Source organism: Brevundimonas sp. AVps5 (genome assembly GCF_058681515.1).
In genome coordinates, this window is the sequence record NZ_CM178740.1 from 2,686,440 (window position 1) to 2,712,379 (window position 25,940).

Annotated in this window: 27 protein-coding genes; 7 read left to right on the forward strand and 20 right to left on the reverse strand. The window is 67.6% G+C overall.

The window, feature by feature from the left end; translation table 11 throughout:
* Window positions 1–4: 4 nt before the first annotated feature.
* The 10 genes from ACW18A_RS13575 to ACW18A_RS13620 form a co-directional block, all read right to left on the reverse strand.
* A complete protein-coding gene (locus tag ACW18A_RS13575; RefSeq protein ID WP_492022241.1) occupies window positions 5–1,024 on the reverse strand; it encodes a type II secretion system F family protein in 1,020 nt (339 codons plus the stop codon).
* Window positions 1,025–1,033: 9 nt separating this feature from the next.
* Window positions 1,034–2,014 carry a type II secretion system F family protein gene (locus ACW18A_RS13580; protein WP_492022242.1) on the reverse strand — a complete coding sequence of 327 codons (981 nt, stop codon included), beginning with the start codon at window positions 2,012–2,014 and terminating at the stop codon, window positions 1,034–1,036.
* Between the two features lie 5 nt (window positions 2,015–2,019).
* Complete coding sequence (locus ACW18A_RS13585; RefSeq protein ID WP_492022243.1) at window positions 2,020–3,657, reverse strand: TadA family conjugal transfer-associated ATPase; 1,638 nt, start codon at window positions 3,655–3,657, stop codon at window positions 2,020–2,022.
* Between the two features lie 3 nt (window positions 3,658–3,660).
* Entirely contained in the window at window positions 3,661–5,172 is a 1,512-nt protein-coding gene (locus ACW18A_RS13590; protein WP_492022244.1) for a CpaE/TadZ family protein, read from the reverse strand.
* A 6-nt stretch (window positions 5,173–5,178) separates the two neighbouring features.
* Entirely contained in the window at window positions 5,179–5,856 is a 678-nt protein-coding gene (locus ACW18A_RS13595; RefSeq protein ID WP_492022245.1) for a CpaD family pilus assembly protein, read from the reverse strand.
* An 8-nt stretch (window positions 5,857–5,864) separates the two neighbouring features.
* Entirely contained in the window at window positions 5,865–7,532 is a 1,668-nt protein-coding gene (locus ACW18A_RS13600) for a type II and III secretion system protein family protein (protein ID WP_492022246.1), read from the reverse strand.
* Window positions 7,529–8,473, reverse strand: coding sequence for a Flp pilus assembly protein CpaB (gene cpaB, locus ACW18A_RS13605; protein ID WP_492022247.1), 945 nt, complete (start codon window positions 8,471–8,473; stop codon window positions 7,529–7,531). Before cpaB ends, ACW18A_RS13600 begins: the two co-directional genes overlap by 4 nt.
* A gap of 104 nt (window positions 8,474–8,577) precedes the next feature.
* Complete coding sequence (locus ACW18A_RS13610) at window positions 8,578–9,105, reverse strand: A24 family peptidase (protein WP_492022248.1); 528 nt, start codon at window positions 9,103–9,105, stop codon at window positions 8,578–8,580.
* Between the two features lie 99 nt (window positions 9,106–9,204).
* Window positions 9,205–9,369, reverse strand: coding sequence for a Flp family type IVb pilin (locus ACW18A_RS13615; RefSeq protein ID WP_298159380.1), 165 nt, complete (start codon window positions 9,367–9,369; stop codon window positions 9,205–9,207).
* 346 nt (window positions 9,370–9,715) lie between these two features.
* On the reverse strand, window positions 9,716–9,880 hold the full coding sequence (locus ACW18A_RS13620; protein WP_298159380.1) for a Flp family type IVb pilin: 165 nt from the start codon (window positions 9,878–9,880) through the stop codon (window positions 9,716–9,718).
* A gap of 364 nt (window positions 9,881–10,244) precedes the next feature.
* Between ACW18A_RS13620 and ACW18A_RS13625 the strand changes: the two genes are divergently transcribed.
* The 3 genes from ACW18A_RS13625 to ACW18A_RS13635 are packed head-to-tail and all read left to right on the forward strand — an operon-like array spanning window position 10,245 to window position 11,773.
* Window positions 10,245–10,676: a pilus assembly protein N-terminal domain-containing protein gene (locus ACW18A_RS13625; RefSeq protein WP_492022249.1), complete on the forward strand. Its 432-nt coding sequence runs from the start codon at window positions 10,245–10,247 to the stop codon at window positions 10,674–10,676.
* A 3-nt stretch (window positions 10,677–10,679) separates the two neighbouring features.
* Window positions 10,680–11,231, forward strand: coding sequence for a TadE/TadG family type IV pilus assembly protein (locus ACW18A_RS13630; RefSeq protein ID WP_492022250.1), 552 nt, complete (start codon window positions 10,680–10,682; stop codon window positions 11,229–11,231).
* The gene (locus ACW18A_RS13635; protein WP_492022251.1) at window positions 11,228–11,773 is read left to right on the forward strand and encodes a TadE/TadG family type IV pilus assembly protein; all 546 of its coding nucleotides are present in this window, start codon (window positions 11,228–11,230) and stop codon (window positions 11,771–11,773) included. Before ACW18A_RS13630 ends, ACW18A_RS13635 begins: the two co-directional genes overlap by 4 nt.
* Here ACW18A_RS13635 and ACW18A_RS13640 read toward each other — a convergent pair.
* Genes ACW18A_RS13640 through ACW18A_RS13660 form a run of 5 tightly spaced genes read right to left on the reverse strand, consistent with a single transcriptional unit; the run spans window position 11,729 to window position 15,412 of the window.
* Window positions 11,729–13,078 carry an anthranilate synthase component I family protein gene (locus tag ACW18A_RS13640; RefSeq protein ID WP_492024399.1) on the reverse strand — a complete coding sequence of 450 codons (1,350 nt, stop codon included), beginning with the start codon at window positions 13,076–13,078 and terminating at the stop codon, window positions 11,729–11,731. The two genes, ACW18A_RS13635 and ACW18A_RS13640, sit on opposite strands and share 45 nt — an antisense overlap.
* A gap of 2 nt (window positions 13,079–13,080) precedes the next feature.
* Entirely contained in the window at window positions 13,081–13,860 is a 780-nt protein-coding gene (locus ACW18A_RS13645; protein ID WP_492022252.1) for a tyrosine-protein phosphatase, read from the reverse strand.
* Between the two features lie 19 nt (window positions 13,861–13,879).
* Window positions 13,880–14,182: a winged helix-turn-helix domain-containing protein gene (locus ACW18A_RS13650; RefSeq protein ID WP_492022253.1), complete on the reverse strand. Its 303-nt coding sequence runs from the start codon at window positions 14,180–14,182 to the stop codon at window positions 13,880–13,882.
* 2 nt (window positions 14,183–14,184) lie between these two features.
* Window positions 14,185–14,811, reverse strand: coding sequence for a hypothetical protein (locus ACW18A_RS13655; RefSeq protein ID WP_492022254.1), 627 nt, complete (start codon window positions 14,809–14,811; stop codon window positions 14,185–14,187).
* 28 nt (window positions 14,812–14,839) lie between these two features.
* On the reverse strand, window positions 14,840–15,412 hold the full coding sequence (locus ACW18A_RS13660) for a hypothetical protein (RefSeq protein ID WP_492022255.1): 573 nt from the start codon (window positions 15,410–15,412) through the stop codon (window positions 14,840–14,842).
* 109 nt (window positions 15,413–15,521) lie between these two features.
* On the opposite strand from ACW18A_RS13660, the gene ACW18A_RS13665 reads away from it, so the two are divergent.
* Window positions 15,522–16,268: an SAM-dependent methyltransferase gene (locus tag ACW18A_RS13665; protein ID WP_492022256.1), complete on the forward strand. Its 747-nt coding sequence runs from the start codon at window positions 15,522–15,524 to the stop codon at window positions 16,266–16,268.
* 351 nt (window positions 16,269–16,619) lie between these two features.
* On the opposite strand, the gene ACW18A_RS13670 is transcribed toward ACW18A_RS13665, so the two are convergent.
* On the reverse strand, window positions 16,620–18,074 hold the full coding sequence (locus ACW18A_RS13670; RefSeq protein ID WP_492022257.1) for an AMP nucleosidase: 1,455 nt from the start codon (window positions 18,072–18,074) through the stop codon (window positions 16,620–16,622).
* A gap of 124 nt (window positions 18,075–18,198) precedes the next feature.
* The gene (locus tag ACW18A_RS13675) at window positions 18,199–19,071 is read right to left on the reverse strand and encodes an alpha/beta hydrolase (protein WP_492022258.1); all 873 of its coding nucleotides are present in this window, start codon (window positions 19,069–19,071) and stop codon (window positions 18,199–18,201) included.
* Window positions 19,072–19,567: 496 nt separating this feature from the next.
* Here ACW18A_RS13675 and ACW18A_RS13680 point away from each other — a divergent pair, with 496 nt between their 5' ends.
* Entirely contained in the window at window positions 19,568–19,882 is a 315-nt protein-coding gene (locus ACW18A_RS13680; protein WP_492022259.1) for a hypothetical protein, read from the forward strand.
* 8 nt (window positions 19,883–19,890) lie between these two features.
* Here the strand turns inward: ACW18A_RS13680 and ccmB are convergent, their stop codons facing one another.
* A complete protein-coding gene (gene ccmB, locus ACW18A_RS13685; RefSeq protein WP_492022260.1) occupies window positions 19,891–20,556 on the reverse strand; it encodes a heme exporter protein CcmB in 666 nt (221 codons plus the stop codon).
* On the reverse strand, window positions 20,553–21,176 hold the full coding sequence (ccmA, locus tag ACW18A_RS13690; protein WP_492022261.1) for a heme ABC exporter ATP-binding protein CcmA: 624 nt from the start codon (window positions 21,174–21,176) through the stop codon (window positions 20,553–20,555). The genes ccmB and ccmA overlap by 4 nt, the downstream gene beginning before the upstream one ends.
* A 203-nt stretch (window positions 21,177–21,379) precedes the next feature.
* Here ccmA and acnA point away from each other — a divergent pair, with 203 nt between their 5' ends.
* A complete protein-coding gene (gene acnA, locus ACW18A_RS13695) occupies window positions 21,380–24,073 on the forward strand; it encodes an aconitate hydratase AcnA (RefSeq protein ID WP_492022262.1) in 2,694 nt (897 codons plus the stop codon).
* Window positions 24,074–24,236: 163 nt separating this feature from the next.
* On the opposite strand, the gene ACW18A_RS13700 is transcribed toward acnA, so the two are convergent.
* A complete protein-coding gene (locus ACW18A_RS13700; RefSeq protein WP_492022263.1) occupies window positions 24,237–25,124 on the reverse strand; it encodes a hydrogen peroxide-inducible genes activator in 888 nt (295 codons plus the stop codon).
* 154 nt (window positions 25,125–25,278) lie between these two features.
* On the opposite strand from ACW18A_RS13700, the gene ACW18A_RS13705 reads away from it, so the two are divergent.
* Window positions 25,279–25,833, forward strand: coding sequence for a peroxiredoxin (locus ACW18A_RS13705; protein WP_492022264.1), 555 nt, complete (start codon window positions 25,279–25,281; stop codon window positions 25,831–25,833).
* The last annotated feature ends 107 nt before the right edge of the window (window positions 25,834–25,940 follow it).

The window sequence follows — 25,940 nt, forward strand, 5'->3', positions numbered from 1 at the left end:
CCGGCTACTCCTCGGCGCCTTGCTCGGCACGGGGCACATCCTTGGCCGCATTGGAGGCCATCGTGTCCTGGATCTTGATGATCGCCGGACCCAGGATGACGGTGAACAGCACCGGCAGGAAGAACAGGATCATCGGCACGGTGAGCTGGGCCGGCAGGGCCGCGGCCTTCTTCTCCGCCGCCGACAGCCGCAGATCGCGGTTTTCCTTGGCCATCGTCCGCAGGGCCGAACCCAGCGGCGTGCCGTACTGTTCGGCCTGAACCATGGCCGTCGCGACGGCGCGGACGCCCGGATGGTTGGTCCGTTTGGCCAAGCCCTCATAGGCCATTCGCCGCTCGGGCAGATAGCTGAGCTCGGCGGACAGCAGGCTCAGTTCCTCAGCCAGGGCGATGGAGGTGGTGCCGATCTCCTGGGCCACCTTCACGATCGCCGACTCGATCGACATGCCCGCCTCGACGCAGATCAGCATCAGGTCCAGCGCGTCGGGGAAGGCCTCCATGATCGACTGCTTGCGCTTGGCGATCACGTTCTGGAGGAACATGTTCGGGGCATAGAAGCCGGCCGCTGCGGCGAACATAACGATGCCCATCTTGATCGTGACAGGCTGACCGAAGTCGTTGATAAAGAAGATGTATATCCCGGCCAGGGCGAAACCGACGAAAGGCGAGGCGAAGCGGAAGAAGTAGAAGGTCGTCAGCGGCCGGGGCCCGCGGAAGCCGGCCTGGGACATCTGTTCGACGACCTTGGGGTCCTCGAGCATCTTGGTCAGGTTCAGCCGGTCGACGACCGTCTTCTTGAACCCGTCGTCGGTGTGGCGAAGACCACCGCTGCCGGCGGCGATGGCCTGACGCGAGCGACGCTTGAGTTCCTCGCGACGGACGGCGACTCCCTTCATCCGCTTTTCCAGCGCCACGCCGCTGCCCATGCCGCCCAAAAGGGTCAGGACCGTCGCGAAGACGAGCAGCGCGACCAGGCCGCTGATCAGGTTCACCGGCTCGACGATGGCGCGCATGATGGATTCCATGTCGCCCTCCTAGAACTTGAACGAAATCATGCGCTTCATCACGAAGATGCCGATCGCCATCCACGTGCCTCCGCACAGCAGCATGATCTGGCCGCGGAAGTCGGTGAACATCAGCAGCATGTAGCTGGGGGTCGTGATCGACACGAGAATCATGACCACGGGCGGCATGGAGCCGATGATGCCGGCCGAGGCCACAGCCTCTGACGACAGGGCCTTGATCTTTTCGCCCATCATCCGGCGCGCGCGCAGCACGGTCGACAGGTTGCCCAGCGCCTCGGCCAGGTTGCCGCCGGTCTTCTGCTGGATGGCGATGACGATGGCGAAGAACTTCAGCTCCGGGGTCGGCATCCGCTCGTACATCCGGTCCAGGGCCTGGGCCAGGGTCAGGCCGACGCCCAGTCCCTCGACCAGCTTCTGGAACTCCGGGCCGAGAGGCGCGGGGCTCTCCTTGCCGATGATCTTGAAACAGTCATGGACCGGCAGGCCGGTCTTGATGCCGCGGACGATGACGTCCACGGCGTTCGGGAACTCGGCCGCGAATTTCTTCATCCGGCTCTTGCCGATGAAGCCGACGACCCAGCGCGGCAGGCCCAGACCGGCCACCAGGCCGGCACCCAGGGCGACGAAGGCGTTGGGCCCGAACAGCAGGGCCAGCAGGAAGACGACGACGCCGGCGGCGATGCTGATGATCGTGAACGTGCGGATCGTCATGGCCATGCCGGCATGCTTCAGCTTGGCCGCCATGGTCATGCGGGCCTTGCGCTCCTTGCGGTCGGCCTCCTTGAGCTGAAGCTCGATGACCTTGCGCCGGGCCTCAGGCGTATTGGCTTCGGCCTTCGCGGCCTTGGCCCGGGCGTTCCGCGTCGCGGGCGAGGTGAATCCTTCGGCGCGCTTCAGGGCCTGGCCGCTGGAATCGTCGCCGCCGACGAAGGCCCAGCCGAGGCCGCCGATGGTGATGAACGCCAGGACCGCCGCGAGGATCGGGAGCATCTCGCCTACTCCGCAGCGTCGAGGGCTTCGGCCAGCTCGCGCTCGAGGCCGTAGTAGCGGGCACGGTCCCAGAAGCGGGGACGGGCGATGCCGGTCGAGCGGTGACGGCCGACAATCTTGCCGTTCTCGTCCTCGCCCGTGATCTCGTAGACGAACAGGTCCTGGGTCACGATCACATCGCCTTCCAGACCCACGACCTCGGTGATGTGGGTGATGCGGCGCGAGCCGTCGCGCAGGCGGGCGGCCTGGATGATTACGTCGACCGAGCCCACGATCATCTCGCGGATGGTCTTGGACGGCAGGCCGTAGCCGCCCATGGTGATCATCGATTCCATCCGGCTGATGGCTTCGCGCGGCGAGTTGGCGTGCAGCGTGCCCATCGAGCCGTCGTGGCCGGTGTTCATGGCCTGCAGCAGGTCGAAGGCCTCGGGTCCACGGACCTCGCCGACGATGATCCGCTCGGGACGCATCCGCAGGCAGTTCTTGACCAGATCCCGCATGGTGATCGTGCCCTGGCCCTCGAGGTTGGGCGGGCGGGTTTCGAGACGGACCACGTGTGGCTGCTGCAGCTGCAGTTCGGCGGCGTCCTCACAGGTGATGACGCGCTCGGTCGGGTCGATAAAGGCGGTCAGGGTGTTCAGCAGGGTCGTCTTGCCCGAGCCCGTGCCGCCCGAGATGACGATATTGCAGCGGCAGGCGCCGATGACGCCCAGGACGCGGGCCCCTTCCGGGCTGATGGAGGAATACTCCACCAGGTTCTTCATCGTCAGCTTGTCTTTTTTGAACTTCCGGATCGTCAGGGTCGCGCCGTCGATGGCCAGGGGCGGGGCGATGACATTGACGCGCGATCCGTCGGGCAGGCGGGCGTCGCAGATCGGCGAGCTCTCGTCGACGCGGCGGCCGACCTGCGACACGATCCGCTGGCAGATGTTCATCAGCTGGGTGTTGTCGCGGAAGCGGACGTTGGTCAGCTGGACCTTGCCGTTCACCTCGATGAACACCCGGCCGGCGCCGTTGACCATGATGTCGGCGATGTCGTCGCGGCCCAGCAGCGGCTCCAGCGGACCGTAGCCGAGGACGTCGTTGACGATGTCCTGGACCAGGTGCTCCTGCTCGGCCACCGACATGGAGACGTTCTTGATCGCCACCAGTTCGGCGACGATGTCGCGGATCTCTTCCGATGCCGCCTTGGTGTCGAGCTGGGCCAGCTGGGCCAGGTCGATGGTGTTCATCAGCGCGTTGAAGATCGTCGTCTTCGTGGCGTGGTAGTAGTCGCTCTGCTCGCGAACGATCTCGGCGACCGCCTGGGCCTTCTTCAACTGCTCGAAGCCTGCCGTGGCCTTGGGGCCTGGACCGGCGTTCAGCGGCGGGGCGGCGGCGGGCTTGGGTCGGGCAGCGAGTGCATCCAGCCGGTCGGCGGCCGCCGAAGTTGGAGCGGAAGCCCCGCGGCCCGACGTGTGGGCGAAACCGGTCTCGGCGGGCGGAGCGTCGGCGTTGAAGGCGAAGGCCTGGGTCTGCTGGCCCTGCGCCGGCTGGGGCGGGAAGGCGTCGTCGAACGCCTCGGCCGGCTGAGGCGCCGGCGCGGGTGCCGGGCTGGGCTCGACGGCGACGCCGCCGGGCTGGGATGTACGCTTTCCAAACACCCGTCAGGTCTTCTTCTTGAACAGGCCGGCGAACATCGACTTCGACTCGCCCCTGGCTGGCTTGCCGGGAGCGGCCAGCATTGGCAGTTCGCGGCGTGAGACGATCTGGGCCAGGGTCTGGAAGGCCTCGGCGGCCTTGGACCTGGCGCCGGCGTCCAGGATCATCTGGCCGTTGTTGGCTGCCGCGCCGAACAGCTTGGCGTCGAACGAGATCGACAGGCTGGGGTGGATGCCCAGAGCCGCACCGAAGTCCTTGGCCGGGATTTCCGGACGACCCGGCACACCGACCTGATTCAGGACCAGACGGGGCGGCGCATCGTTCGGGCGGCCCGAGCGGATCAGGTCGATCATGTTCTTGGCGTTGCGCAGACTGGCCAGGTCGGGCGTCGCCACGACCACGACCTCATCGGCCGAGATCAGGGTCTTGCGCATCCAGCCGGTCCAGATGTGGGGCAGGTCCAGCACCACAAAGGGGGCGGTGCCACGGATCTGGCTGGTCACCTCTTCAAAGGCGTCCGGCGAGATGTCCCAGTCGCTGTCCAGGGTCGCCGGCGCGGCGAACAGTGACAGCTTGTCGGTGCAGCGCACCATCATCCGGTCGAGCAGGACGGCGTCCAGCCGGTCGGGCTGGCCGAGGGCCTCCGCGATGCCTGACAGCGGGTCCTGATTGAAGTCGAGCCCGGCTGTGCCGAACGGCAGGTCGTAGTCGACGATGACGGTGTTGGCGCCGATCCGTTCGGACATCGCATAGGCGGTGTTGTGCGCGACCGAGGAGGCCCCCGCCCCGCCCCGCGCGCCGACGAAGGCGATGGAGCGGCCGACGAACGGCTGGGCGGGGTCCGAGAACAGACCCCCGATGGCGGCGATCAGCTGCAGCGGCTGGATCGGAGCGACCAGATACTCGCTGACCCCACGCTTCATCAGCTCGCGGAACAGGATGATGTCGTTGGTCGCGCCGATGACCACGACCTTGGTGCCCGCGTCGCAGACCTCGGCCAGGCGATCGACCTGCGACAGGAGGCTCTGAGGGTCCTGCAGGCATTCGACGATGATCAGGGGCGGTGTCGGCTCCTGCGAATAGGCGTCGAGCGCACCCGGGATGCCGCCGACGCGGATCTGGGTCGTCGCGCGGGACATGCGCCGGTCCTGACCCGCGCGCTCTGCGGCGGCGAGGGTATCCTGACGTTCGGCGAAGACGTGGATCGCGATCCGGGGAACGGTCACCTCGACCTGCAGTCCGCCCAACTGGGGCGTCAGGGCGGCGGAGGCTCCGGCGACCAGATCGCCCACGGGATTGTAGCCGGGTGCCGGTCCCGGCGCCTGGGTTGCCGGCAGGCCGGGGTGGGCCAGGACCGGGCCGCCCGGGACCGGGGCGCCGGGTGCCGTGAATTGCAATGGCTCACGCGGATTGATGTCCGCGTCCAGCGAGGGCGCGGCGGGCGGCATGAAATCCAGATCGGCGTCGAACTCGTCGTCGAGGTCGTCGAAAGGGCGCGAGGCGATGGCATTGGTCATGTCGCGTCAGTCCACCGCATTCGAGACGCGCTGGTTCTCGACCATCGGTTCGCGCGTCGCCGCCGTCGGCTCGCCCAGGCGGTATTTGTCGAACACGACCGCGCGGCGGGCGGCGCTGCCCGGCTGGATGGCGCGCGGCGAAACGATGTCGCGGGGATCGGCGATCTGGGCGGCGAGGTTGGCGTTCACCGCGCACCCGAAATTGGCGTAGCCGGCGTTCGCGCCGGTGCGGCCGAGATTGGTCCAGCTGGTCCCGCACGTGGGAACGGCGGCCCTGACGGTGTCGAACCCGACCAGCACCGGGGCTCGGGGATCGGGCGCGATATAGGTCACGAGCCGGACCTGATACGGCGGCACGCCCTGCGCTTCGAGCGCGCCCTTGATCCGCCAGGCGACGTCCGACGACACGGGGTCATCGCCCGACGGCGCCTCGACCGTCAGCATCGGCGCGCCTTCGCTGGCGAAGCGATTAACCATGTCGCCCAGGGCCAGGGTCTGATTTTCCGACAGACCCGTCTCGTGCACAGCGAAGGCCACGCGATCGAGACCGGGTTCGATCTGCAGGGCAAAACGCGAGGTCGGGGTCAGGGGGATCGGGCCGGGGCCGGCGGCACCGCCGCAGGCCGCCAGCGGCGCGGCCAGCAGGATCGCCGAGGCGAGCACGATCAGGGAAGAACGGGTCATGGCGGCGCTCACTCGATCACATAGCCGACGGGGCCCTGCCATCCGGCCGAGGGCGAGGCGGTGGGGGCGGGGGATCCATAGGCCTGGTTCAACTGGCCGAAGAAGATGGTCTGGGCGTCGTTGGCGATACGCAGGCCGTCGGCGGGCGTCTGCATCCGGCCAGGCGAGGTCGGACTGACGATATAGGGCTCCACGATCATCACCAATTCGGTTTCACCCGACAAATAGTCGCGCGACCGGAACAACGAACCGAGCACCGGCAGGTTGGTTACGCCGGGCAGGGAATCGACCGTCTGGCGGGTGCTTTCCTGAAGCAGGCCGGCGATCATCATCGAGCCGCCCGAGGGCAGCTCGACCGTTGTGGAAGACCGTCGCACGCCCAGGCCCGGCAGGGTGATGGACGACGGCGTGCCGGCACCGAGGGTCAAGCCGCCGCCCGCCTGCAGCTCGGAGACCTCCATCGAGATCTGCAAAGAGATGTTGCCGCCCGAAAGCACGATCGGGCGGAAGGCCAGGCTGACGCCATAGGGTTTGTATTCGATGGTGACGTTACCGTCGCGGTCGCGACCGGTCGGAGTCGGGAACTCGCCACCGGCAAGGAAGCTGGCGCTTTCGCCGTTCACCGCCGTAAGGTTGGGCTCCGCCAGGGTGCGCACCAGGCCCACACGCTCGAACGCCTCCAGGCAGTTCGACGTATTGGTGCCGGTGACGGTCGAATAGAGCGTCTGGGCCAGGCCGGTGATGGCGTTGGTCACCGTGCTGCCGAGCGTGCTGGTGATCGCCCCGGTAACGGCGGTTCCGACCAGCGAATAGGGGCCCGGTTCGCCCTCCATACCGACCTGCACCTGGTTGATGTTGGTCGTGCCGTTGTTGGTGGTCGTGGTCGTGCCGTTGGTCGTGTTCGACCCGGTCTGAACCTGGTTGTCGTAGTTGGTCGTGCGGGCGTTGTTCTCGCCGTAGCAGAGGCCGCTGCCGCCCAGGTAATTGCCGTTGGCACCCCAGGTATTGCCCCGGCCGAATCCGATCGACGAGTTACCGTCGTTGTAGACGACGTTGGTGGCGAGCCCGAGCTGCTTGATGGCGTTGCGCTGAACCTCGACCACGCGAACCCTCAGCGTGACCTGGTCCGAGCCGGCGACGCTGAGCATGTTCAGCACCTTCTCGGGTGCCGAGACGAAGGCGCGCGCGACCGAGACGATCCGTTCGGCCTCGGCGGCGCTGGTGACCATGCCGGTCAGGATGATGCTGTCGTTGACCGCCTCGGCCTGGACCTGGGCCCCGGGCGCGATACGGCTCAGGGTGTCCTGAAGGGCCGAGGTACCGGCGTCCACACGGACACGCAGGGTCAGGATCTGGCGACCGGCGGCGTCGAGGAAGACGGCGTCGGTCTCGCCGGGCGCGATGCCGATGACGGTGATGCGGCGCGGCGAGTGCACGTTCGCCTCGGCCACGGCGGGGTTCGACACGATCACGTCCCGCGCATCGGCGGGCAGGTCGACGGCGAAGGATGTGCCGCGCGGCAGGTTGACCAGTTGAGGACCCGAGCCTGCCGCGACCGTCTGGCGCGCGCCATGGGTCTGAGCGCTCACGGGAGCGGCGGCCCCGGCGGCGACGAGGCCGGCGCAGGCCAGGGCGACGACGCTCTTGACGGCGGGGTGGTTCAAACGAGAGCTCATTGGACGCTCACCACTTCGGGTTCTCCGCCGCGGAAGATGCGCACGGTGGCAGGGCGGCTGGCGACCGGCGTGCGAGCCGGCGCGCCGACGCGGCCCGAGGGACCGGCGGTGTCGGCATAGGACCGCAACGTCAGGGACAGGGTCCCGGCCGCCTTGGCCAGGGCCAGGGTCTCGGTATCAGCCGGGGCGACCTCGAGGGTGGCCGTAGCGCCGACCACGGCCTGCTGGTCGTCCTCGGCGCGGGTCGACTGGTCGATGGCCAGGACCTTGACGTTCTGCAGCACCAGGCGGCTGGCGAACTTGGCCTGGTTCGGGGCGTCCTCCGTGTCGCGTTCCAGCTCGACCGTCACGATCACATCGACGCGGTCGCCCGGCAGGATGAAGCCGCCGGCGGCGGTCTCCGTCGAAACGGCGATGGCCATCGCCCGCATGCCGGGCTCGAGATAGGCGGCCATGTAGCCGCTGTCTCCGGCGCGAACGATCTTGCGGCCGATGATCGGCTCACCGGCCAGGATCGGTTCGCGGACGACCGATCCGAAATACTCCGACTTGGCCCCGCCGCTGGTCAGTGCCTCGGCGGCGCGGGCGACGCGGGCGACCGTGCCTTCGGGTTTCGCCTCATCCTCGGCGGGAGCGGCGGCGGCCTCCTCGCCCTCGGCGGGTTCGGCCTGCAGAACCGGGACAGAACCATCGGTGATGAAGGCCGGATTGACTTCGTCGGCGGGCCAGTCCTTCCACTCCAGATCCGTGTCGGTCAGGCGTTGACCGGGGGCGAGATCACGGGCGGCGACCAGCACCTTGGCCATAGGGCGCGCGGGTTCGGCGGCTGCGGCGACCGCTGCGGGCTCGCCCGAGGGCGATCCCATGGCGCGCACGACCAGGGCCAGGCCGATGGCGGCCACGGCGGCGATGCAGATGACGGCGATACGGGCGGGCTTCATCGAGGGTCTCCGGCGAGACCACGCGCGCGAATCGTAACGCGGACGGCCTGCCGTTAACGACCATGGCGGGCGCGGGTTAACGGGGCCCTAAACGCCGACGCGTGTCAGCCGGCGGCGAAGGTGGTCAGAAGAGCGCTGGAGGGAAAGGCCATCAGGGCACCGATGCAGATGGCGATGCCGTAGGGGATGTCGCCCTTGGTCTCCAGTAGGGTGTGGACCCAGCCCGGGCCGCCGACGATGTGCGGCGCGACATCGCGTCTTGCGACGATCAGGGCCAGTGACAGCAGGCCGCCGAACACGGCGGTCCAGAGAATGAATTCGAACGAGGCCGACGGACCCAGCCACAGGCAGGCCGCGGCGATCAGCTTGGCGTCGCCGCCGCCGATGACCCGCAGCGCGAACAGTCCCATGCCGACCAGAAGGGCGATGACGGCCACGCCGCCGTGCATCCCGACCACATCCAGCGGCAGGCCTACGGCAAGGGCGGCCGGGAAGAAGCCGAGGATCAGCGATCCCGAGAGCCAGTTCGGAATCCGCATCGTCGTCAGATCCGACAAGGCCGCCGCGATGACGAGGCCGGGCAGAACGCTGAGGAGGGCGAGCGAAACAAGATCCATGACGTCAGTCTGCATGGTGCGGGTTAAATCCGGGTTGCCGCGACGACCTGGCCGGAAAAAACAAAGGGCCGGCGCGTTTCCGCGCCGGCCCCTGCTTTCAAGACCCGTGAGGTCTTAGCCGAGCTTGGCCGAGACCTTGCCGAACGTAGCCGACAGGTTGGTGCCGACGAGCTGAACGGCGCCGATGATGACGACGGCGATCAGAGCCGCGATCAGGCCGTACTCGATGGCGGTGGCGCCCGACTCGTCCTTGGCGAAACGCGAAACGAACTTGGTCATGGTGTTCTTCCTTGTGAAAACTGTGAAGCGAGCAACGATGGCTGGGAGGCTCGGTCGCCCGCTTGTCCCCCAAACGCATGGGCATATTGTCCCGGACCGGTTAAAACTGGGCTAGAAGGCATGGTTACCCGGCTGTTCATTGTAAAAAGCCGGATCGGATCGGTCCGTCGCATCAGCAGATGCCCCCCAGCGCTGAAGAGTTCGACGCCCTGCAAGACCACCGGCAAAGTCATCCGTTCGGCCGCACGCGGGCGCGATCCGGTTTGCCGGGGGGCCTCGTCGCAAAAAACAAAGGGGCCGGCGCGTTTCCGCGCCGGCCCCTTGCGGTTTCAAGACCGATGAGGGTTTAGCCGAGCTTGGCCGAGACCTTGCCGAACGTGGCCGACAGGTTGGTGCCGACGAGCTGAACGGCACCGATGATGACGACGGCGATCAGAGCCGCGATCAGGCCGTACTCGATGGCGGTGGCACCCGACTCGTCCTTGGCGAAACGCGAAACGAACTTGGTCATGGTGTTCTTCCTTGTGAAAACTGTGAAGCGAGCAACGATGGCTGGGAGGCTCGGTCGCCCGCTTGTCCCCCAAACGCAGGGGCAGAATCCTGCCTGGCCGGTTAAAGAAGCTCTAGAAAGTGTAACTAACTAGTCGTTTACTGTGATTATCTGACCAGGCCCGTCCCTCACCGCAGCACAGTGTCGTCGTCGCGCAACAAGCCGACCATCCGGCAGGCGGCCGGCAAGTTCATTCGTCTACGTTTGTTCAACCGTATGAACGAAACATAGCCGAAGGGTTCTCACTTCAGGATTTGTAGAGGTTTCAGGCCGATCTTCGCGTCTCGCCCTCGCGCGCGCCCGTTGAGCTAGAAGGAAACCAAGAATGGCCGGATCGATCGCCGCCCTGCTGCGCCCCGCCCTCCTCACGGGTGCTCTGCTGGCCGCAGGGGCAGCCCAGGCCCAGACACTGAACGTCGAGATCGACCGTTCGGCGCGCGTCGCACTGATGGGATCAGCCGCCTCGGTCATCGTCGGCAACCCGGCCATCGCCGATGTCACTGTGGTGGACGCGAACACCCTGTTCGTCACGGGCAAGGGTTATGGCGTGACCGAGGTCGTCGCCGTGGACGGCGTCGGCCGGACCATCTTCCAGGGCGAAATCGTCGTCACAGGCGGATCGACAGGTTCGGTGCGCGTCTGGCGCGGCGCCCAGGCGACGGAGATGGCCTGCGCCGCCTCCTGCGCGCCGAGCATCCGCAACGGCTCGGGGCCCGGCTCCGCCTCACCCGCTCCGGCGGCCGTGCCGACCCCCTGATCCATGAGCCGCTCCCTCTTTCGCAGGCGCGGCCGGGCCGCTCAACGCCCGCGCCGTGAAGGCGCCGCGGCGGTCGAGTTCGCCATGGTCGCGACCCCGTTCTTCTTCATGATCTTCGCCGTGCTGGAGCTCGGCCTGGTCTTCCTGATCGACTCGACCCTGGAGAATGCCGTGCTGACCGCCAGCCGGCTGGTCCGCACCGGCCAGGCCGACACCGGAAATATCTCTTCAGCCCAGTTCAAGACCGCCCTTTGCGCCGAGATGAGCGTCTTCCAGGGCGACTGCGCCACCCGCGCCGATGTCGATGTCCGCGTGATGCCCCGGTTCAGCGACGGCATTCCGGCCAGCCCGATCCGAGACGGCGTCATGAACACGGGCGATCTTCAGTATAGCCGAGGCGACCCCGGCGACCTCATGCTCGTGCGTGTCTGGTATTCCCAGCCGCTGGTCACGCCCTTCATGCAACAGGCCATGTCGCGGCTGAACTCCGGCGCCGCGGTGATCTCGGTCGCCACCGCATTCCGCAACGAGCCCTATCGCGGGTCCACGCCGTGAGCCTGCGCCGCTCCGCCAGCCTGGGCTTCCTGCGCCGTTTCGGCCGCGACGGTTCCGGCGTGTCGGCCGTCGAGTTCGCCCTGCTCGCCCCCGTGCTGATCCTGATCTATTTCGGTCTCGCCGAGTTCTGTCAGGCCTATATGGCCCAGCGCCGCATGGGTCACTCGACCTCACAGGTCGCCGACATCGTGGCCCAGTACCAGACGGTGGACACGTCCCTCATCGACGACACCTTCGCCATCGGCGGCCTGGTCCTGGCACCCTTCCCGGACAGCGCGCTGAAGCTCCGCGTCACCGCCATCACCCGGGGAAACGACGGGGTGGCCCGGGTGACCTGGAGCCGGGGCAAGGGCATGACCGTGCGCACGGGGGTCGTGACCGTTCCCGCCGGCCTGATCGAGAACGGCGAAAGCATCATCATGAGCGAGGGGACCTACGACTATGTCTCGCCGCTCGGCCAGGTCCTGACGACAAAGCAGTTCAGCCACACCTACTGGCTACGACCGCGGCTGGTGAACACGATCACCTGCACCAACTGCTAGGCGGCCCTGGCCGGTCAGGGCCCTGCGGATCGCCGCGATCTTCGTCTCCGTTTCCTGAAGCTCCGAAGTCGGGTCGCTGTCCGCCACGATCCCCGCCCCGGCCAGGGTCCGGAACGCCCAGGTCTCCCCTTCGCGCCAGAAGGCGATGGTCCGGATCAGGACCGAGGCCGTCAGGGTTCCGTCGTCGCCGAGCAGGAACAGGCTGCCGCACCACGGGCCGCGCGGCCCCTCATGGTCCGCGATCACCTGCATGGCCTGATGCTTCGGAGCGCCCGTGATCGAGCCCGGCGGGAAGGACGCTGCGAGCACCTCGGCCGGGCCGACGTCCGGGCCAACCTCGCCGGTCACGGTCGAGACCAGATGGTGGACGGTGGCGAAGCTCTCCAGCGCGAACAGCGACTCGACCACGACGGAGCCCGGTCGCGCGACCCGCGAAAGGTCGTTGCGCATCAGATCGACGATCATCAGGTTCTCGGCCCGGTCCTTGGCGCTGGCGACCAATTCGGCCGCGTTCGCCGCGTCGATACGGGGATCGGGATCCCGGGAACGCGTCCCCTTGATCGGTCGGGTCTCGATCCGCCGGGTTCGTGGATCGAAGGTGAGGAACAGTTCGGGCGAGTTTGACACCAGCACCCGCGCGCCGACCCGCCAGAAGGCGCTGTACGGCGCCGACCCCGCAGCCAGCCGGACGAACACGGCGAACGGATCGACGTCTGGTTTGAGCCCGCCGCACCAGGCCCGGGCGATATTGGCCTGGAACAATTCTCCCGCTGCGATCCGCGCCACGACATCCGTGACGGCGGCGGTGTAGTCCTCGTCAGGCCTCTCGGACTCAAAGCGTGCGGCCGGTACACCGCCGGTCGCCACCGGCGTTGCTCCATCGACCCAGCGGACAGCCTCGTCCGCGGCCGCGACCGCCTCGGCCTCGTCCCGTCCCAGCCCGACGGCCGAGACCGTCCCCGCCTCATGATCGAAGACCAGCATGGCGGGATAGCGGGCCAGCATCAGATCCGGCCAGTCTCCCGGCGACACCCCCCGGTCTCCGATCGCGGGACGGGCCCCCGCGTCATAGGTCGCCAGCCCGACCACGAACCGGTCCATGCCCTCCCCGGCCAGGGCGGCGAACGGTTCGTCCGCCTCCATCCGTGTCGTCACGATCCGGTCAGGGTCGCAGGTGACCCAGGACTGCCGCCCATTGGGGCCGCCGTCAGACAGGAGGCACAGAGCCCCCTCGCGATGCGCCAGCCCGGCCGCGACCGCCAGGGGCTCGACCCAGTCCAGGGCCCTGACGACGCGAACCGTCATGGTCACGCCGCCAGCCGCTCCGCGATCCTGTCGCGCAGGGCCGTGTCGACACCGAGCGCCTGTTCCAGATAGCCGTCGATGGAGCCGTGCCGTTCGGTGATCGCGGCGATGGCGGCGTCCAGATAGTCGGGAAGGACCCCCATGAAGGCGACCACGGCGTCGTGCGACGCCTCGCGTCCGGTGAACCCCTTCAGCTGTTCGGCGATGGCCGGCGCGCGGCCGACCAGATCCACCGCCGTATTGGTCAGGAGATAGTCCTCCATCAGATCGTCCTGGCCGACGCCCAGCAAATGATGAGTCAGGGCCGCCAGCATGCCGGTTCGGTCCTTGCCCGCCGCGCAGTGGATCAGCACCGGACGGTCGGCCTCGCCTAGCGCATGAAAGTAGCGGCCGAACAGATCGATGTGGGCGGGTGCAAAGGGAAGCTCGCGATAGGTCGCGGTCATGAAGCGGCGGCCCGAGTCCGGCGTCAGATCGGCGGTCTTCAGGAAGGTGATGTGCGGCGCCTCGCCGGCCTCATCCAGATCGCTCTCGAACACCTGGCCCGTGAAACTTGCTGGCCGCTTCGACGGTTGGCGCCGGCGTTCGACCGGCCTGCGGAGATCGACGACGACGCCGAGGTCCAGCGCCGCCAGCCGATCCAGATCCGCCTCCGAGGCCGAGGCCTGATGCGCCGACCGGAACAACCGGCCTGTCTTGAGCGCCCGGCCGGCGGCGGTGTCGTAGCCGCCGTAGTCGCGGAAATTGTCGAGCGCGTCGAAGGCGTGGATGCGGGAGGTCATGGCCTCCCTATAGGGTGTTTCAGCGCGGCCCGACCAGCCCGGCCATGGCGTCCAGATAGGCGACGAAGGCCTTCCTGCCCGGCTCGGTCATCGAGGCCTCGGTCAGGGGCTTTCGGCCCACGAACCGTTTGGTGACGGCGACGAACCCCGCCTCCTCCAGCTTTCTCAGATGGACCGACAGATTGCCGTCCGTGGTCTGGAGCCGAGCCTTCAGCGTGCCGAAGTCCGCGCTCTCGACGCCGGACAGGGCCGCCATGATGCCGAGCCGGACCCGCCCGTGAATGACGTCGTCGATCCGGCCGATGTCGAAATCGTCGGCCATCCTCAGCCCCGGCTCGCCTGGCGCATCAGGAGGAACCCGGGCAGGGCCATGAGCAGATAGAGGGCGGCGGCATAGGCCAGATACTGGGCGGTCGATCCCGAGAGCAGGGCCAGCAACGGTGCCGCGATAAAGGAGCCGATCGCCAGGAACCAGAGCATCCTCTGGCGCAGCATCGTCGCGGAGACGGCCCAGCCCATGCCGTAGAAGGCGATGATGATCGAGGGAATCGCCAGCGACCATTCCGCCATGTTCACCTCGCCGGTCCGGTTGACGTCGAGCAACATCAGGGCCGTGAACAGCGAGAAGATGCCCCATCCCAGAGCCGACCAGACGCTGCCGAAGGCGCGATTGGCCGCCGTCTCGACCCCGGCGCGCGCCTTCAGCCGATTGATCAGCACGACGAGCGTGACGAAGAAGACGAGCAGGGCGATGCCCCAGACCAGGCCGTAGCCGGCGGGATCAACGGGGAGCAGGCCCGAGATAATCGTCCAGTGCACGACGCTGGCCGTGCCCCAGATCAGGCCGGCCGCGAACAGGATGGCTGCGCCCTGGGGCGGCGTGTTCGCGCCCTCTTCGGCCAGGCTGCGGAGCCAGGCGATATCGGCGGTGTCGTTGTCCGGATCGGTCATGACGGGTCTCTCCAGTTCGTGTTCAGGGTCAGCGGGCGCGGCCGAGGGCCAGCACCAGACCGGGGATGAGGGCGGCCCAAACCAGGCCGTAGGCATAGGCCAGATACTGGGTCGGCGTTCCGACCAATGCCGCAACGCCCAGGGCTCCGAAAACGGTGCCGGCAGCGACGCCGACCGTCCAGCCCGGCCCGCCTCGAAGGGCCGCCACGGCCCAGGCGACGCCGTAAAAGGCCAGACCGACCGGCGACATCCACATCATCAGGGCCCAGTTCTGCGTCACGCCGGACAGGATCGCCAGCGACGCCGCCGCGACGATCTGGAACAGGATGGCCCAGCGGGACCACGAGGCGGCCCGGCGGGCCGGTTCTCCGCCGGCGCTGCGCAGGCGTCGCAACGTTATGATGAAGGCAGCGACCGCCACCGGCCAGCTCAGGGACAGCATCGCCGGATGCAGGTGCAGGGCCCCGCTCATCACGCCCCACTGGAACAGGTTGGCGGCACCGAAGATCGAGCCGGCCGCGATCAGGTTGCGACCGGCCGCAACGCGGAGCGTCGGCTGGCCGGGCAGGATGGAAACGGGTTCGAAGGTCGTGGCGGTCATCGCGGGTTCGTCCGTGCTTGATGGGCCTCAATCCCACATTCACTTTGTGATGTAAAGTTCTTTCTATATGCCGGATGCGCACCCGCCTCGCCTCGGCTAGAAACGGCCGATGACGCCGACCTTTCACAGCATCGCCTATGCCGGAGTCGAGGTCGCCAACCCCGTGACGCTCGACGCCATCCGGGCTCTCGTCGCCCGGACCGGCCTCCCGGACGGCGCGACGGCGATGGACATCGGCGCCGGCGCCGGCGGGGTCTCGATCGCCCTCGCGCGCGAGTTCGGCCTGCGGGTCCAGGCGATCGAACGCTATCCCGACATGGCGGACATGATCCGCGCTCGCGCCGGGGCCGCAGGCGTCGCCGACCGGGTCTCCATCGTCACAGAGGGCTCCGGCACCGCCCTGGATCGCCTCGCTCCCGCCGACCTGATCGTGGCCCTGGGCTCAACCGAACCGGCAGGCCCCGGCATCCGCTCGGCGTCGGACATCTTCGCCCACCTGTCCGGCAAGCTGGCCTCGCCCGGCTGGCTGCTGTGGGGCGACCTGACCTGGAAGGGCGAACCGCCGGAACCGCTGCGTCGGGTGATCGGAGCGACCGGCGACTATGCCACCCACGAAGGCTGGCTTGTGGCGGCGGAACGCGCCGGACTGGACGTCGTCTCAGCCGGGATCGCCCCTGACCCTGACTGGGACGCCTTCTTCGGCGGCGCTGACGCGCGGGTCCGGGACTGGCTGGACGCCAACCCGAACGACCCGGCCGCCCCGTCGATCCGCCAACGCGCCGACCTGACCAGGGCCACCTTCGACTTCGGCCGGCCCTGGCTCAGCTTCGGCCTCTACCTGTTCCGGAAGGCATGACGGCCTGGCTGATGACTTCCGTGCATCCCCGCGAAGGCGGAGACCCAGCGCTTTGGGCGATAGCAGTTATCGAGCGCTCGCTGACAGCCACCCCGCGCACGGCGCTACAGTTCAAACCTGGGTCCCCGCCTTCGCGGGTATGATCGGACTGGGCCCATACCCATCAACACATCCCCGGAATCCGCCTGTGAATTCAATCCCCGGCCCTGACGAAACGCCTTTTGTCAGGCGCCCCTTCCAGCCGGGGTAGAATACTCGCGCACCGGGCTTTCACCGGCTGCCAAGGAAAGGAGATTTCGTCCGTTTCGTCCGTTTCGTCAGGGTGTTTTTCGTCCGGACGAGCCGGACCGATCAGCGGAACGGCGGCTCGTCGAAGGCGCGCAGCTTGCGGGAGTGAAGGCTCGCTCCCTCCTTGCGCAGCAGGTCGATGGCCTGGATGCCGATCTGCAAATGCTCGGAGATCGAGCCCTCGTAGAAGCGGTTGGCCTGGCCTGGGAGTTTGATCTCGCCGTGCAGTGGCTTGTCCGACACGCACAGCAGGGTCCCATAGGGCACGCGGAAGCGATAGCCCTGGGCCGCGATGGTTGCGGATTCCATGTCGATGGCCACGGCCCGCGACTGGTTGAAGCGCAGCGCCGACTTGGAGTAGCGCAGCTCCCAGTTCCGGTCGTCGGTCGTCACGACGGTGCCCGTCCTCAGGCGGCGTTTGACCTCCTCGCCCGGCGCGCCGGAGACCATCTTGGCGGCGTCATAGAGGGCGCGCTGGACCTCGGCGATCGAGGGGATCGGAATGTCCGGCGGCAGGACCGCGTCCAGCACATGGTCGTCGCGCAGATAGGCGTGGGCCAGGACATAGTCGCCGATCGTCTGGGACGGACGCAGGCCCCCGCAGTGGCCGATCATCATCCAGGCATGCGGGCGGGTGACCGCCAGGTGGTCGCAGATCGTCTTGGCGTTCGACGGTCCGACCCCGATGTTGACCAGGGTGATGCCGTTATGACCCGGCGCGGTCAGGTGATAGGCGGGCATCTGGTGCTTCTTCCAGGCCGCGTCCATCACCGCATCGGCGTCGGCCGTGTCGCGCGTGATCACCAGACCGCCGGCGCAGGACAGGGTCTCGTAGACACTGTTGGGATCCTTCAACTGCTCGCAGGCCCAGCGCACGAAGTCGTCGACGTAGCGGTTGTAGTTGGTGAACAGGATGTAGGACTGGACGTCCTCGACCGGCGTGCCGGTGTAGTGCCGCAGCCGCGCCAGTGAGAAGTCGGTACGCAGCCCGTCGAACTGCGACAGCGGGAAGTCCTTGTCGAGGTTGAACAGGCCGTCGGAGATCTCGTCGCCGATATGAGCCAGGTCCGTGGTCGGGAAATAGCGCGCGATAGCCGCTGTCTGCGACGGGTTCAGCACTACGTCCGATCCGTCGAGCACATAGGGGAAGGGGATTTCCTGCTCCGAAGCGCCCACATCGAACGCCACGTCGTAGTCCTGTTGCAGCAGGGTCAACTGCTCCATCAGATAGGGCCGGTACAGATCCGGCCGGGTGACGGTGGTCGAATAGACGCCCTGGCGCGACATCCGGGCATAGGAGCGGATCGGCAGATGGGTCGGACGGTCGCCGAACCAGCTGATCTTCAGGGAGGGGTAGGAAAACAGCCCGTTCGCCCGGGCCTCGGGGTCCGCCCGTTCGCCGGTGGCGAGGAAGGTCCGGACGGCGTCCCGCAGAGCGGCCACGGATTGGGTGTAGAGGTGTTCGAGGCGATCCAGCGCCTCGGGCGCCGACAACGCCCCGTTTTTCTGTTCTGTCATGACCTCCTCTAGCGGATCATCATGGCGATGGCGAGACAGCAGCGCTTCAACACGCCCTACGGCGCGTTACATCTGGTGCGCTACCGCTCGCCACGCGGCGGCCCTGTGCTTGAGCGCATGGCCATCAGCCCAGCTGGCGGTGGAAGAAGCCGGACACGTCGGCCAGCACCGGGGCCTTCTTGCGGAACAGGGGAGAGAAGGTCGCGATCAGGTCCGCGTGGTTGAGGCCTGGATAGAGTTTCGCCTCGCAGCGCCCGCCCAGCTCAAGCATCCGGGCCTCCAGCAGGATCGTGTCCTCGTCATGAACAACGACGTCGGCCGTGCCGTGGCCGAGCCACAGGGGCGGAGCGTCGGCGCGGGCGAAATGCAGTGGCTGGGTCTGTTCCGGATCCGGCGTGTGGCCGAAGGCGTTGATCGAGGACGCCACGTCGAACGGCAGGAAGTCGTAGGGCCCGGCCAGTCCCGCCGCCGCCTTGATCAGGTCCGGCTTGCCGACGGCCGCCATATAGCGTCGATCCAGCGCAATCATCATGGCCAGATGGGCCCCTGCCGAATGACCCACGACGCCCAGCCGCGCTGGATCGCCGCCGTACCGGGCAACGACCTCGGCCACGCGGGCGGTGGCGGCGGCCGCGTCCTCGATGAAGACAGGGAACAGGACCTGAGGCACGAGACGATAGTCGGCGACGGCAACGACGAACCCCTGCGCCGCCAGAGCCTGGGCGACCCAGCCGTAGAGGTCCCTCGACCCGGAATCCCAGCCGCCGCCGTAGAAGAAGACCAGCACCGGCAGGGGCGCTCCCATGCTGGCCGAGCCTGGGGCATAGAGGTCGAACCTCTGACGCGGGTCGGCTCCGTACTCCAGATCGCGCGCCACACGCCGCACGCCCGGGTCGCGCGGGCCAACGGCGTTGAGCACGCCCAACGGGCTGCAGGCTGCGGCGATGGACGCAACCACCGCGCCGAGCGCGGGGGCAAACAGGCCTCTTCGGGTCATCGGCACGGCTCTTTCACGGACAGGTCATCGTCAGATACGACCAAACCCGCCGTCCGGCCTCATCGTGAATTGTCGATCGGCGTCCCGCATTCAGAGTCCCGGCCAGGCCGTGATCAACGAAGGCGAACGGGGCGGCGACCGGCGCGATGCCGCCCGCACCTGGAGCGATCGCTTCCGGCGGATGGCCGGCGAGGCGAAAATCGACGGCACTGCAGGGCACGGCCCGCGTCGCATTGATCCCCGCCGGAACCAGGGAGAGGGTTCGTACTCCCGCTCGTTCTATCTCAAATTCAATGAGTTGCCGGGTCGGCACTTACCGGTGGATCACAATGCGGCAGGCCCGGGAAAGGCACCATCGGTCCCTGGCGGGGGTTGCGATCCAGGGTCAATTTCATCCGTTTGTAGCGGAATTGTCTTATTTTCTTTACATGGAGCAAATCGCGCGCATTATTACTCCGAACCCAGACTTCTTTCGGGTCTTGAGGAGGTGCCCGCCATGAACCGTTTCACCACCATCGCCGCAGTCGCAGCCCTCGCGGCGTCCGTCGCCGCCCCCGCTCTGGCTCAACAGGCGCGTCTGCCGACCGAGGCGCCAGCCGGCGCCCAGCGTGTCGTGATGATGTGCACCAATGACGCCGCAACGCGCAGCGCCTTCCGACGCGAGCACGGGGCCGCTCCGACCTTTGTGACCGCCGAACAGGCGCTCCAGGCCCGCGCCACCGGCGAGACCTGGTCGGCCCCGCGCTGCATGAGTGCGCGCGAGCACGGCCGCCTGACCCAGACCCTGAATACCTACGCCGCGGTCCGCTAGGCCGACGACTACCCCTGGGCGCTGCGGATCGCCGCGGCGCCCGCCGGAGGGGCGATGACGGCCGCGAACAGAGCATAGGCCGCCAGGAGCGCAAGCGCCGGGAGCGGGCTCAGCCCGTCCGCCGCCCTGTCCAGTGCGCCTGACCCGAACACCACGGGCGGAATGAACAGCGGCAGGACCACCACCGCAATCAGCAGCCCGCCCCGTTTCGCGCCCAGCGCCAGGGCCGCGCCCAACGCGCCGGTGAAGGCGAACCCCAGTCCTCCGATCAGAGCCGACAGCGCCGTCAGCGGTGCCAGTTCGACCGGCTGACCGAGGGCGAGCGCCGCCACAGGCGCGGTCAGGGCCAAAGGCAGGCCGGTCGCCAGCCACTGACTGACCGCCTTGATCGCAAACACCGCCTCCAGCGGCAGCGGCCCGTTCGCCAGCAGGTCCAGCGCTCCATCCTCCAGATCCCGCTCGAACAGCCGCTCCAATGACAGCAGGCTCGACAGGGCCAGCGCCAGCCAGGCGATTCCCGCCGCCACCGGTTTGAGAACGTTCGGATCGCCCCCGGCCGCCAGCGGCACGACGGTCGTCAGACAGGCGAAAAATCCGCACGCCAGCAACGGCCCGCCGCCGCCGCCCCAGGCCAGGGCCAGTTCGCGCCGGAACAGGACGGAGGCCGCGCTCATCGCCCGGCTCCCAGATCGAGCGACCGCGTCGGGACCGGCAGGGGATCATGCACCGCCGCGAGGATCAGCCCTCCCCCGGCCAGATGCCGTGCCATCATCACCCCGACCGCCTCGCGCCAGCGTGCGTCGAGCGGGCTCAACGGCTCATCCAGCAGCCACAGGCCCCGCGGTGATCCGATCAGGCGGGCCAGGGCCAGTCTGCGTCTCTGCCCGGCCGACAATTTGCGCACTTCCAGGTCGAGCAGCGGCTTCAGACCCAGGGTCTCGATCGCCTCATCGATGCCGTGGTGGCTATGGCCCAGCCATTGCGACTGGAACACCAGTTCGTCGCGCGCCGTCCGGGCGCCCTTCAAGCCGTCGAGATGTCCCAGCAGATGGATCTCGTGCGCCCTCGCCAGATCGGCCTCGATCAGCTCCCGGTCTTCGTCGTGAAAAACGATCTCCCCCGCCTCCGGACGGATGAACCCGGCGACGGCGCGCAGCAGCGACGTCTTGCCCGCCCCGTTCGCCCCGGTCAGGGCCACGGCCTCTCCGGACGACGCCGCAAACGACAGGGCGCTGAACAGGGTGCGCTCGCCCCGGATCAGCCTGAGGTCGGTGACGGACAGGGTAGAAATCACGTCCGAAGACCGATCATCTTGCGACCCGTTCTCAATGTCCCCACAGCCGACGTGGATACATGGACGCACCCCGCAACCACGGCTATATCCGGCCTCGCCGCAGCAGGCTGTCGCCGCGCGCGCCGGGGACCTGTGCGCCCCTGCGATCGCCGCGAGACGGCGCAACCGGATGTCCGGGCGGCTTTGACCAGAGGACTTCTCCCATGCCGTCAGTCGACAGCCTCTCCACCCGTCGCGATCTTACCGTCGGGCGCAAGAAATACGCCTATTACAGCCTTCCCGCCGCCGAGGAAGCCGGTCTGGCCGGGATCTCGCGCCTGCCGCGCTCCATGAAGGTGCTGCTGGAGAACCTGTTGCGCAACGAGGACGGCGTTTCGGTCACCGAGGCCGACCTCAAGGCCGTCGCCGCCTGGATCGAGAACAAGGGCGCCGTCGAGCACGAGATCGCCTTCCGCCCCGCCCGCGTCCTGATGCAGGACTTCACCGGCGTGCCCGCCGTCGTCGACCTGGCCGCCATGCGTGACGCCATGGCCAAACTCGGCGCCGACGCCGCCAAGATCAACCCGCTGGTCCCCGTCGACCTGGTCATCGACCACTCGGTCATGGTCGACAATTTCGGCACGGCGAAAGCCTTCGGCCAGAACGTCGAGCGCGAGTACGAGCGCAACATCGAGCGCTACAAATTCCTGCGCTGGGGCTCCTCGGCCTTCAACAATTTCCGCGTCGTGCCCCCCGGCACCGGCATTTGCCACCAGGTCAACCTCGAGAACCTCGCCCAGACCGTCTGGACGGTGGCCGAGGGCAAGGCGACCGTCGCCTATCCGGACACCGTGGTCGGCACCGACTCGCACACCACCATGATCAACGGCCTGGCCGTGCTGGGCTGGGGCGTCGGCGGCATCGAGGCCGAGGCGGCCATGCTGGGCCAGCCGATCCCGATGCTGATCCCCGAGGTCATCGGCTTCAAGCTTTCGGGTGCCATGCCGGAAGGCACGACGGCCACCGACCTGGTGCTGACCGTCACCCAGATGCTGCGCAAGAAGGGCGTGGTCGGCAAGTTCGTCGAATTCTTCGGCCCGGCCCTGCCCAACATGACGATCGAGGACCAGGCGACGATCGCCAACATGGCCCCGGAATACGGCGCGACCTGCGGCTTCTTCCCCGTCTCGGCCGCGACCATCGGCTATCTGACCGCCACGGGCCGCGACAAGGCGCGCGTCGCCCTCGTCGAAGCCTATGCCAAGGCCCAGGGCCTGTGGATCGACGAGACCTCGGAAGACCCCGTCTTCTCCGACGTTCTGGAGCTGGACATCTCGACGGTCGTGCCGTCGCTGGCCGGCCCCAAGCGTCCGCAGGACAAGGTCGAGCTGACCATCGCCGCCCCGGCGTTCGAGACCGCCCTGACCGAGGTCTTCAACCGTGCGACGGACGCGCCCCGCGCCGCCGTCTCGGGCCAGACGTTCGACCTCGGCGACGGCGACGTGGTCATCGCGGCCATCACCTCCTGCACCAACACCTCCAACCCGTCGGTCCTGATCGCCGCCGGCCTGGTGGCCCAAAAGGCCAACAAGCTCGGTCTGAAGACCAAGCCCTGGGTCAAGACCTCGCTGGCCCCCGGCTCGCAGGTCGTCACCGACTATCTGACGGCCGCCGGTCTGCAGAAGGAACTGGACGCCCTCGGCTTCAACCTGGTCGGCTATGGCTGCACCACCTGCATCGGCAACTCGGGCCCGCTGGACCCGGCGATCTCGCAGACGATCAACGACAACGCCATCGTCGCCACCTCCGTTTTGTCGGGCAACCGCAACTTCGAAGGCCGGGTGAACCCGGATGTCCAGGCCAACTACCTGGCCTCGCCGCCGCTGGTCGTCGCCTACGCCCTGGCCGGCTCGATGCGGATCGACATCACCAAGGATCCGATCGGTCAGGACAAGAAGGGCAAGGACGTCTTCCTGAAGGACGTCTGGCCGACCTCCGCCGAGATCGCCGCGATCCAGAAGAAGTCGGTCACCTCGGCCATGTTCGCCAAACGCTATGCCGACGTCTTCAAGGGCGACGAACACTGGCAGGGTATCTCGGTCGAAGGCGGCCAGACCTACGAGTGGGACGCCGCCTCGACCTACGTCGCCAACCCGCCCTATTTCGAGGGCCTGTCGATGGAGCCGACCCCGGTCACCGACATCGTCGAGGGCCGCGTCCTGGCCATCTTCGGTGACTCGATCACGACCGACCACATCTCCCCGGCCGGTTCGATCAAGAAAACCTCCCCCGCCGGTCAGTATCTGACCAACCGCGGTGTCGAGGCGGAGGAGTTCAACTCCTACGGCGCGCGTCGCGGCCACCACGAGGTGATGATGCGCGGCACCTTCGCCAACATCCGCATCCGCAACAGGATCACGCCGGACATCGAAGGCGGGGTGACCAAGCATTTCCCATCGCAAGACACGATGTCGATCTATGACGCCGCCATGCGCTACCAGTCGGAAGGGCGTCCGCTGGTCGTCTTCGCCGGCAAGGAATACGGCACCGGCTCGTCGCGCGACTGGGCGGCCAAGGGCACCCGTCTGCTGGGCGTCCGCGCCGTCATCGCCGAGAGCTACGAGCGCATCCACCGGTCGAACCTGGTCGGAATGGGCGTCGTGCCGCTGCAGTTCAAGGCGGACGGCTGGTCCAAGCTGGGCCTGACCGGCGAGGAGATCGTCACGATCCGCGGCCTGTCCGACGTCAACGTCGGCAAGCTGCGTCCGCGTCAGGACCTGTGGGTCGAGCTGTTCCGCCCGTCGGACGGCAAGATGGCCCGCTTCCCGGTCCGCTGCCGCATCGATAACCAGACCGAGCTGGACTACTTCAAGGCCGGCGGCGTCATGCCCTACGTGCTGCGCAACCTGGCGGGTTGATATCCGGTCCCTCTCCCGGTGGGAGAGGGCTTGAGCGCACGGCGGCGATCGCCGCCGTTCTTGCGCGAAAGGGTGAGGGTTCGGAGTCTCCTCCTTGAGGCCCGACCCTCATCCGTCTCGCTTCGCGAGCCACCTTCTCCCAACGGGAGAAGGAAGAATTCCCTCAATCCAGCCGCATCGCCTCGGCCAGCAGCCGCGCTTCGGCGGCCCGGCTCGACCCCGATCGCCAGGCGACCACGATCTCGCGGCGAGGGGCCTCGGCGGCGAAGTGGCGGATGACGACGCCCTTGTCGTCGGCAAGCCCGGCCCGCACCGCCATCGCTGGAAGGAAGGACACCCCCAGCCCCGACGAGACCATCTGCACCAGGGTATGCAGCGACGTCGCCGCGAACACGTCCTCTCCTCGCGGTGCCTCCATGTCGAGCCCGGCCAGGGCCTGGTCGCGCAGACAGTGGCCGTCTTCCAGCAGGATCAGATCCCCGGCCTTCAACGCCCCCGGCTGGATGTCGCCGGGGGCGGCCAGCGCATGGCCGACCGGTGCGACGGCGAGGATCTCGTCATCACCGATCCGTGCGTGTTCGATGCCGGCGGCGTCATACGGCAGGGCGATGACGGCGCAGTCCAGCTGCCCTGCCTTCAACCCGGCGATCAGCCTCGGCGTCAGGTCCTCGCGGATGAACAGTCGCAGCGCCGGATAGGCCTCTTTCAGCCCCGGCAGGGTCGCGGGCAACAGGAAGGGTGCCACGGTCGGAATGACGCCCAGCCGCAGCCGCCCGGAAAGGGGGCGTCCCGCATTCTTCGCCGCCTCGACGAGGTCCTCCGTTCGGGCCAGCACGTCCTCGGCCCGACGACAGGCCTCGGCCCCGACGGCCGTCAGCTGGACGTTGCCCCGCGTGCGCTCGACCACCGGCGCGCCCAGGACCCGCTCCAGCTCCTGCACGCCCGACGATAATGCGGGCTGGCTGACATGCGCCGCCTCGGCCGCGCGGCTGAACGAGCCGTGCTCGGACAGCAGTTTCAGATACTGCAGCTGGCGCAGGGTCGGGAGCATAGGCGGCCTCTCTCGATTCCATAGATATTATCTATGGTTGGAAGGTGTTCTATCGGTTGACTTTGTGCAGCGCAACCGCCATTTCGCACCTGCGGTCAGCCCTCCCCGGCGACCGCCTCAGTGACATTCTTGTTTCCTCCGGAAGGGATACCCTATGTTCGGCGTCGGCGAAAAACTGCCTGAATTCAGAGTCATCGGCGTGAAGCCGGGCTTCAACTCCCATGAAGAAAACGGCGTCTCGGCGTTCGAGGCCGTCACGAACGCCTCGTTCGAAGGCAAGTGGAAGGTCATCTTCTTCTATCCGAAGGACTTCACCTTCGTCTGCCCGACCGAGATCGCCGAGTTCGCCTCCCTGGCCCGCGATTTCGAAGACCGCGACACCGTCGTCCTCGGCGGCTCGACCGACAACGAGTTCGTGAAACTGGCCTGGCGCCGCGACCACGCCGACCTGTCGAAGCTGCCGATCTGGCAGTTCGCCGACAACGGCGGCAAGTTCGCCCGTCAGCTGGGCATTCTGAACGAAGAGGAGGGCGTCGCCCTGCGCGCCACCTTCGTCGTCGACCCGCACAACGTGATCCAGCACGTCTATGTCACCAACCTGAACGTGGGTCGCGCCCCGGCCGACACCCTGCGTGTCGTCGATGCGCTGCAGACCGACGAACTGTGCGCCTGTAACCGCCCGGTCGGCGGCGAGACGCTCGCGGCTTAAGACCGCATGTGAGGGCGGCGGCAGTGATGCCGTCGCCGCTCGCTTCATTTTTTCGGGTGCTACCGCTCGACGCGCGGCGTCTCGCTGCTTGAGCACGAGAGCGCTGG

Coding starts and splice junctions, on each gene's coding strand:
- ACW18A_RS13595 (WP_492022245.1), bottom strand. CDS start 5,856: ATGACCCGTTCTTCCCTGATCGTGCTCGCCTCGGCGATCCTGCTGGCC.
- ACW18A_RS13670 (WP_492022257.1), bottom strand. CDS start 18,074: ATGACAGAACAGAAAAACGGGGCGTTGTCGGCGCCCGAGGCGCTGGAT.
- ACW18A_RS13655 (WP_492022254.1), bottom strand. CDS start 14,811: ATGACCGATCCGGACAACGACACCGCCGATATCGCCTGGCTCCGCAGC.
- ACW18A_RS13675 (WP_492022258.1), bottom strand. CDS start 19,071: ATGACCCGAAGAGGCCTGTTTGCCCCCGCGCTCGGCGCGGTGGTTGCG.
- ccmB (WP_492022260.1), bottom strand. CDS start 20,556: ATGAGCGCGGCCTCCGTCCTGTTCCGGCGCGAACTGGCCCTGGCCTGG.
- ACW18A_RS13660 (WP_492022255.1), bottom strand. CDS start 15,412: ATGACCGCCACGACCTTCGAACCCGTTTCCATCCTGCCCGGCCAGCCG.
- ACW18A_RS13665 (WP_492022256.1), top strand. CDS start 15,522: ATGACGCCGACCTTTCACAGCATCGCCTATGCCGGAGTCGAGGTCGCC.
- ACW18A_RS13625 (WP_492022249.1), top strand. CDS start 10,245: ATGGCCGGATCGATCGCCGCCCTGCTGCGCCCCGCCCTCCTCACGGGT.
- ACW18A_RS13620 (WP_298159380.1), bottom strand. CDS start 9,880: ATGACCAAGTTCGTTTCGCGTTTCGCCAAGGACGAGTCGGGTGCCACC.
- ACW18A_RS13580 (WP_492022242.1), bottom strand. CDS start 2,014: ATGCTCCCGATCCTCGCGGCGGTCCTGGCGTTCATCACCATCGGCGGC.
- cpaB (WP_492022247.1), bottom strand. CDS start 8,473: ATGAAGCCCGCCCGTATCGCCGTCATCTGCATCGCCGCCGTGGCCGCC.
- ACW18A_RS13640 (WP_492024399.1), bottom strand. CDS start 13,078: ATGACGGTTCGCGTCGTCAGGGCCCTGGACTGGGTCGAGCCCCTGGCG.
- ACW18A_RS13615 (WP_298159380.1), bottom strand. CDS start 9,369: ATGACCAAGTTCGTTTCGCGTTTCGCCAAGGACGAGTCGGGCGCCACC.
- ACW18A_RS13650 (WP_492022253.1), bottom strand. CDS start 14,182: ATGGCCGACGATTTCGACATCGGCCGGATCGACGACGTCATTCACGGG.
- ACW18A_RS13630 (WP_492022250.1), top strand. CDS start 10,680: ATGAGCCGCTCCCTCTTTCGCAGGCGCGGCCGGGCCGCTCAACGCCCG.
- ACW18A_RS13700 (WP_492022263.1), bottom strand. CDS start 25,124: ATGCTCCCGACCCTGCGCCAGCTGCAGTATCTGAAACTGCTGTCCGAG.
- ACW18A_RS13610 (WP_492022248.1), bottom strand. CDS start 9,105: ATGCAGACTGACGTCATGGATCTTGTTTCGCTCGCCCTCCTCAGCGTT.
- acnA (WP_492022262.1), top strand. CDS start 21,380: ATGCCGTCAGTCGACAGCCTCTCCACCCGTCGCGATCTTACCGTCGGG.
- ACW18A_RS13645 (WP_492022252.1), bottom strand. CDS start 13,860: ATGACCTCCCGCATCCACGCCTTCGACGCGCTCGACAATTTCCGCGAC.
- ACW18A_RS13680 (WP_492022259.1), top strand. CDS start 19,568: ATGAACCGTTTCACCACCATCGCCGCAGTCGCAGCCCTCGCGGCGTCC.
- ACW18A_RS13590 (WP_492022244.1), bottom strand. CDS start 5,172: ATGACCAATGCCATCGCCTCGCGCCCTTTCGACGACCTCGACGACGAG.
- ACW18A_RS13600 (WP_492022246.1), bottom strand. CDS start 7,532: ATGAGCTCTCGTTTGAACCACCCCGCCGTCAAGAGCGTCGTCGCCCTG.
- ACW18A_RS13705 (WP_492022264.1), top strand. CDS start 25,279: ATGTTCGGCGTCGGCGAAAAACTGCCTGAATTCAGAGTCATCGGCGTG.
- ACW18A_RS13575 (WP_492022241.1), bottom strand. CDS start 1,024: ATGGAATCCATCATGCGCGCCATCGTCGAGCCGGTGAACCTGATCAGC.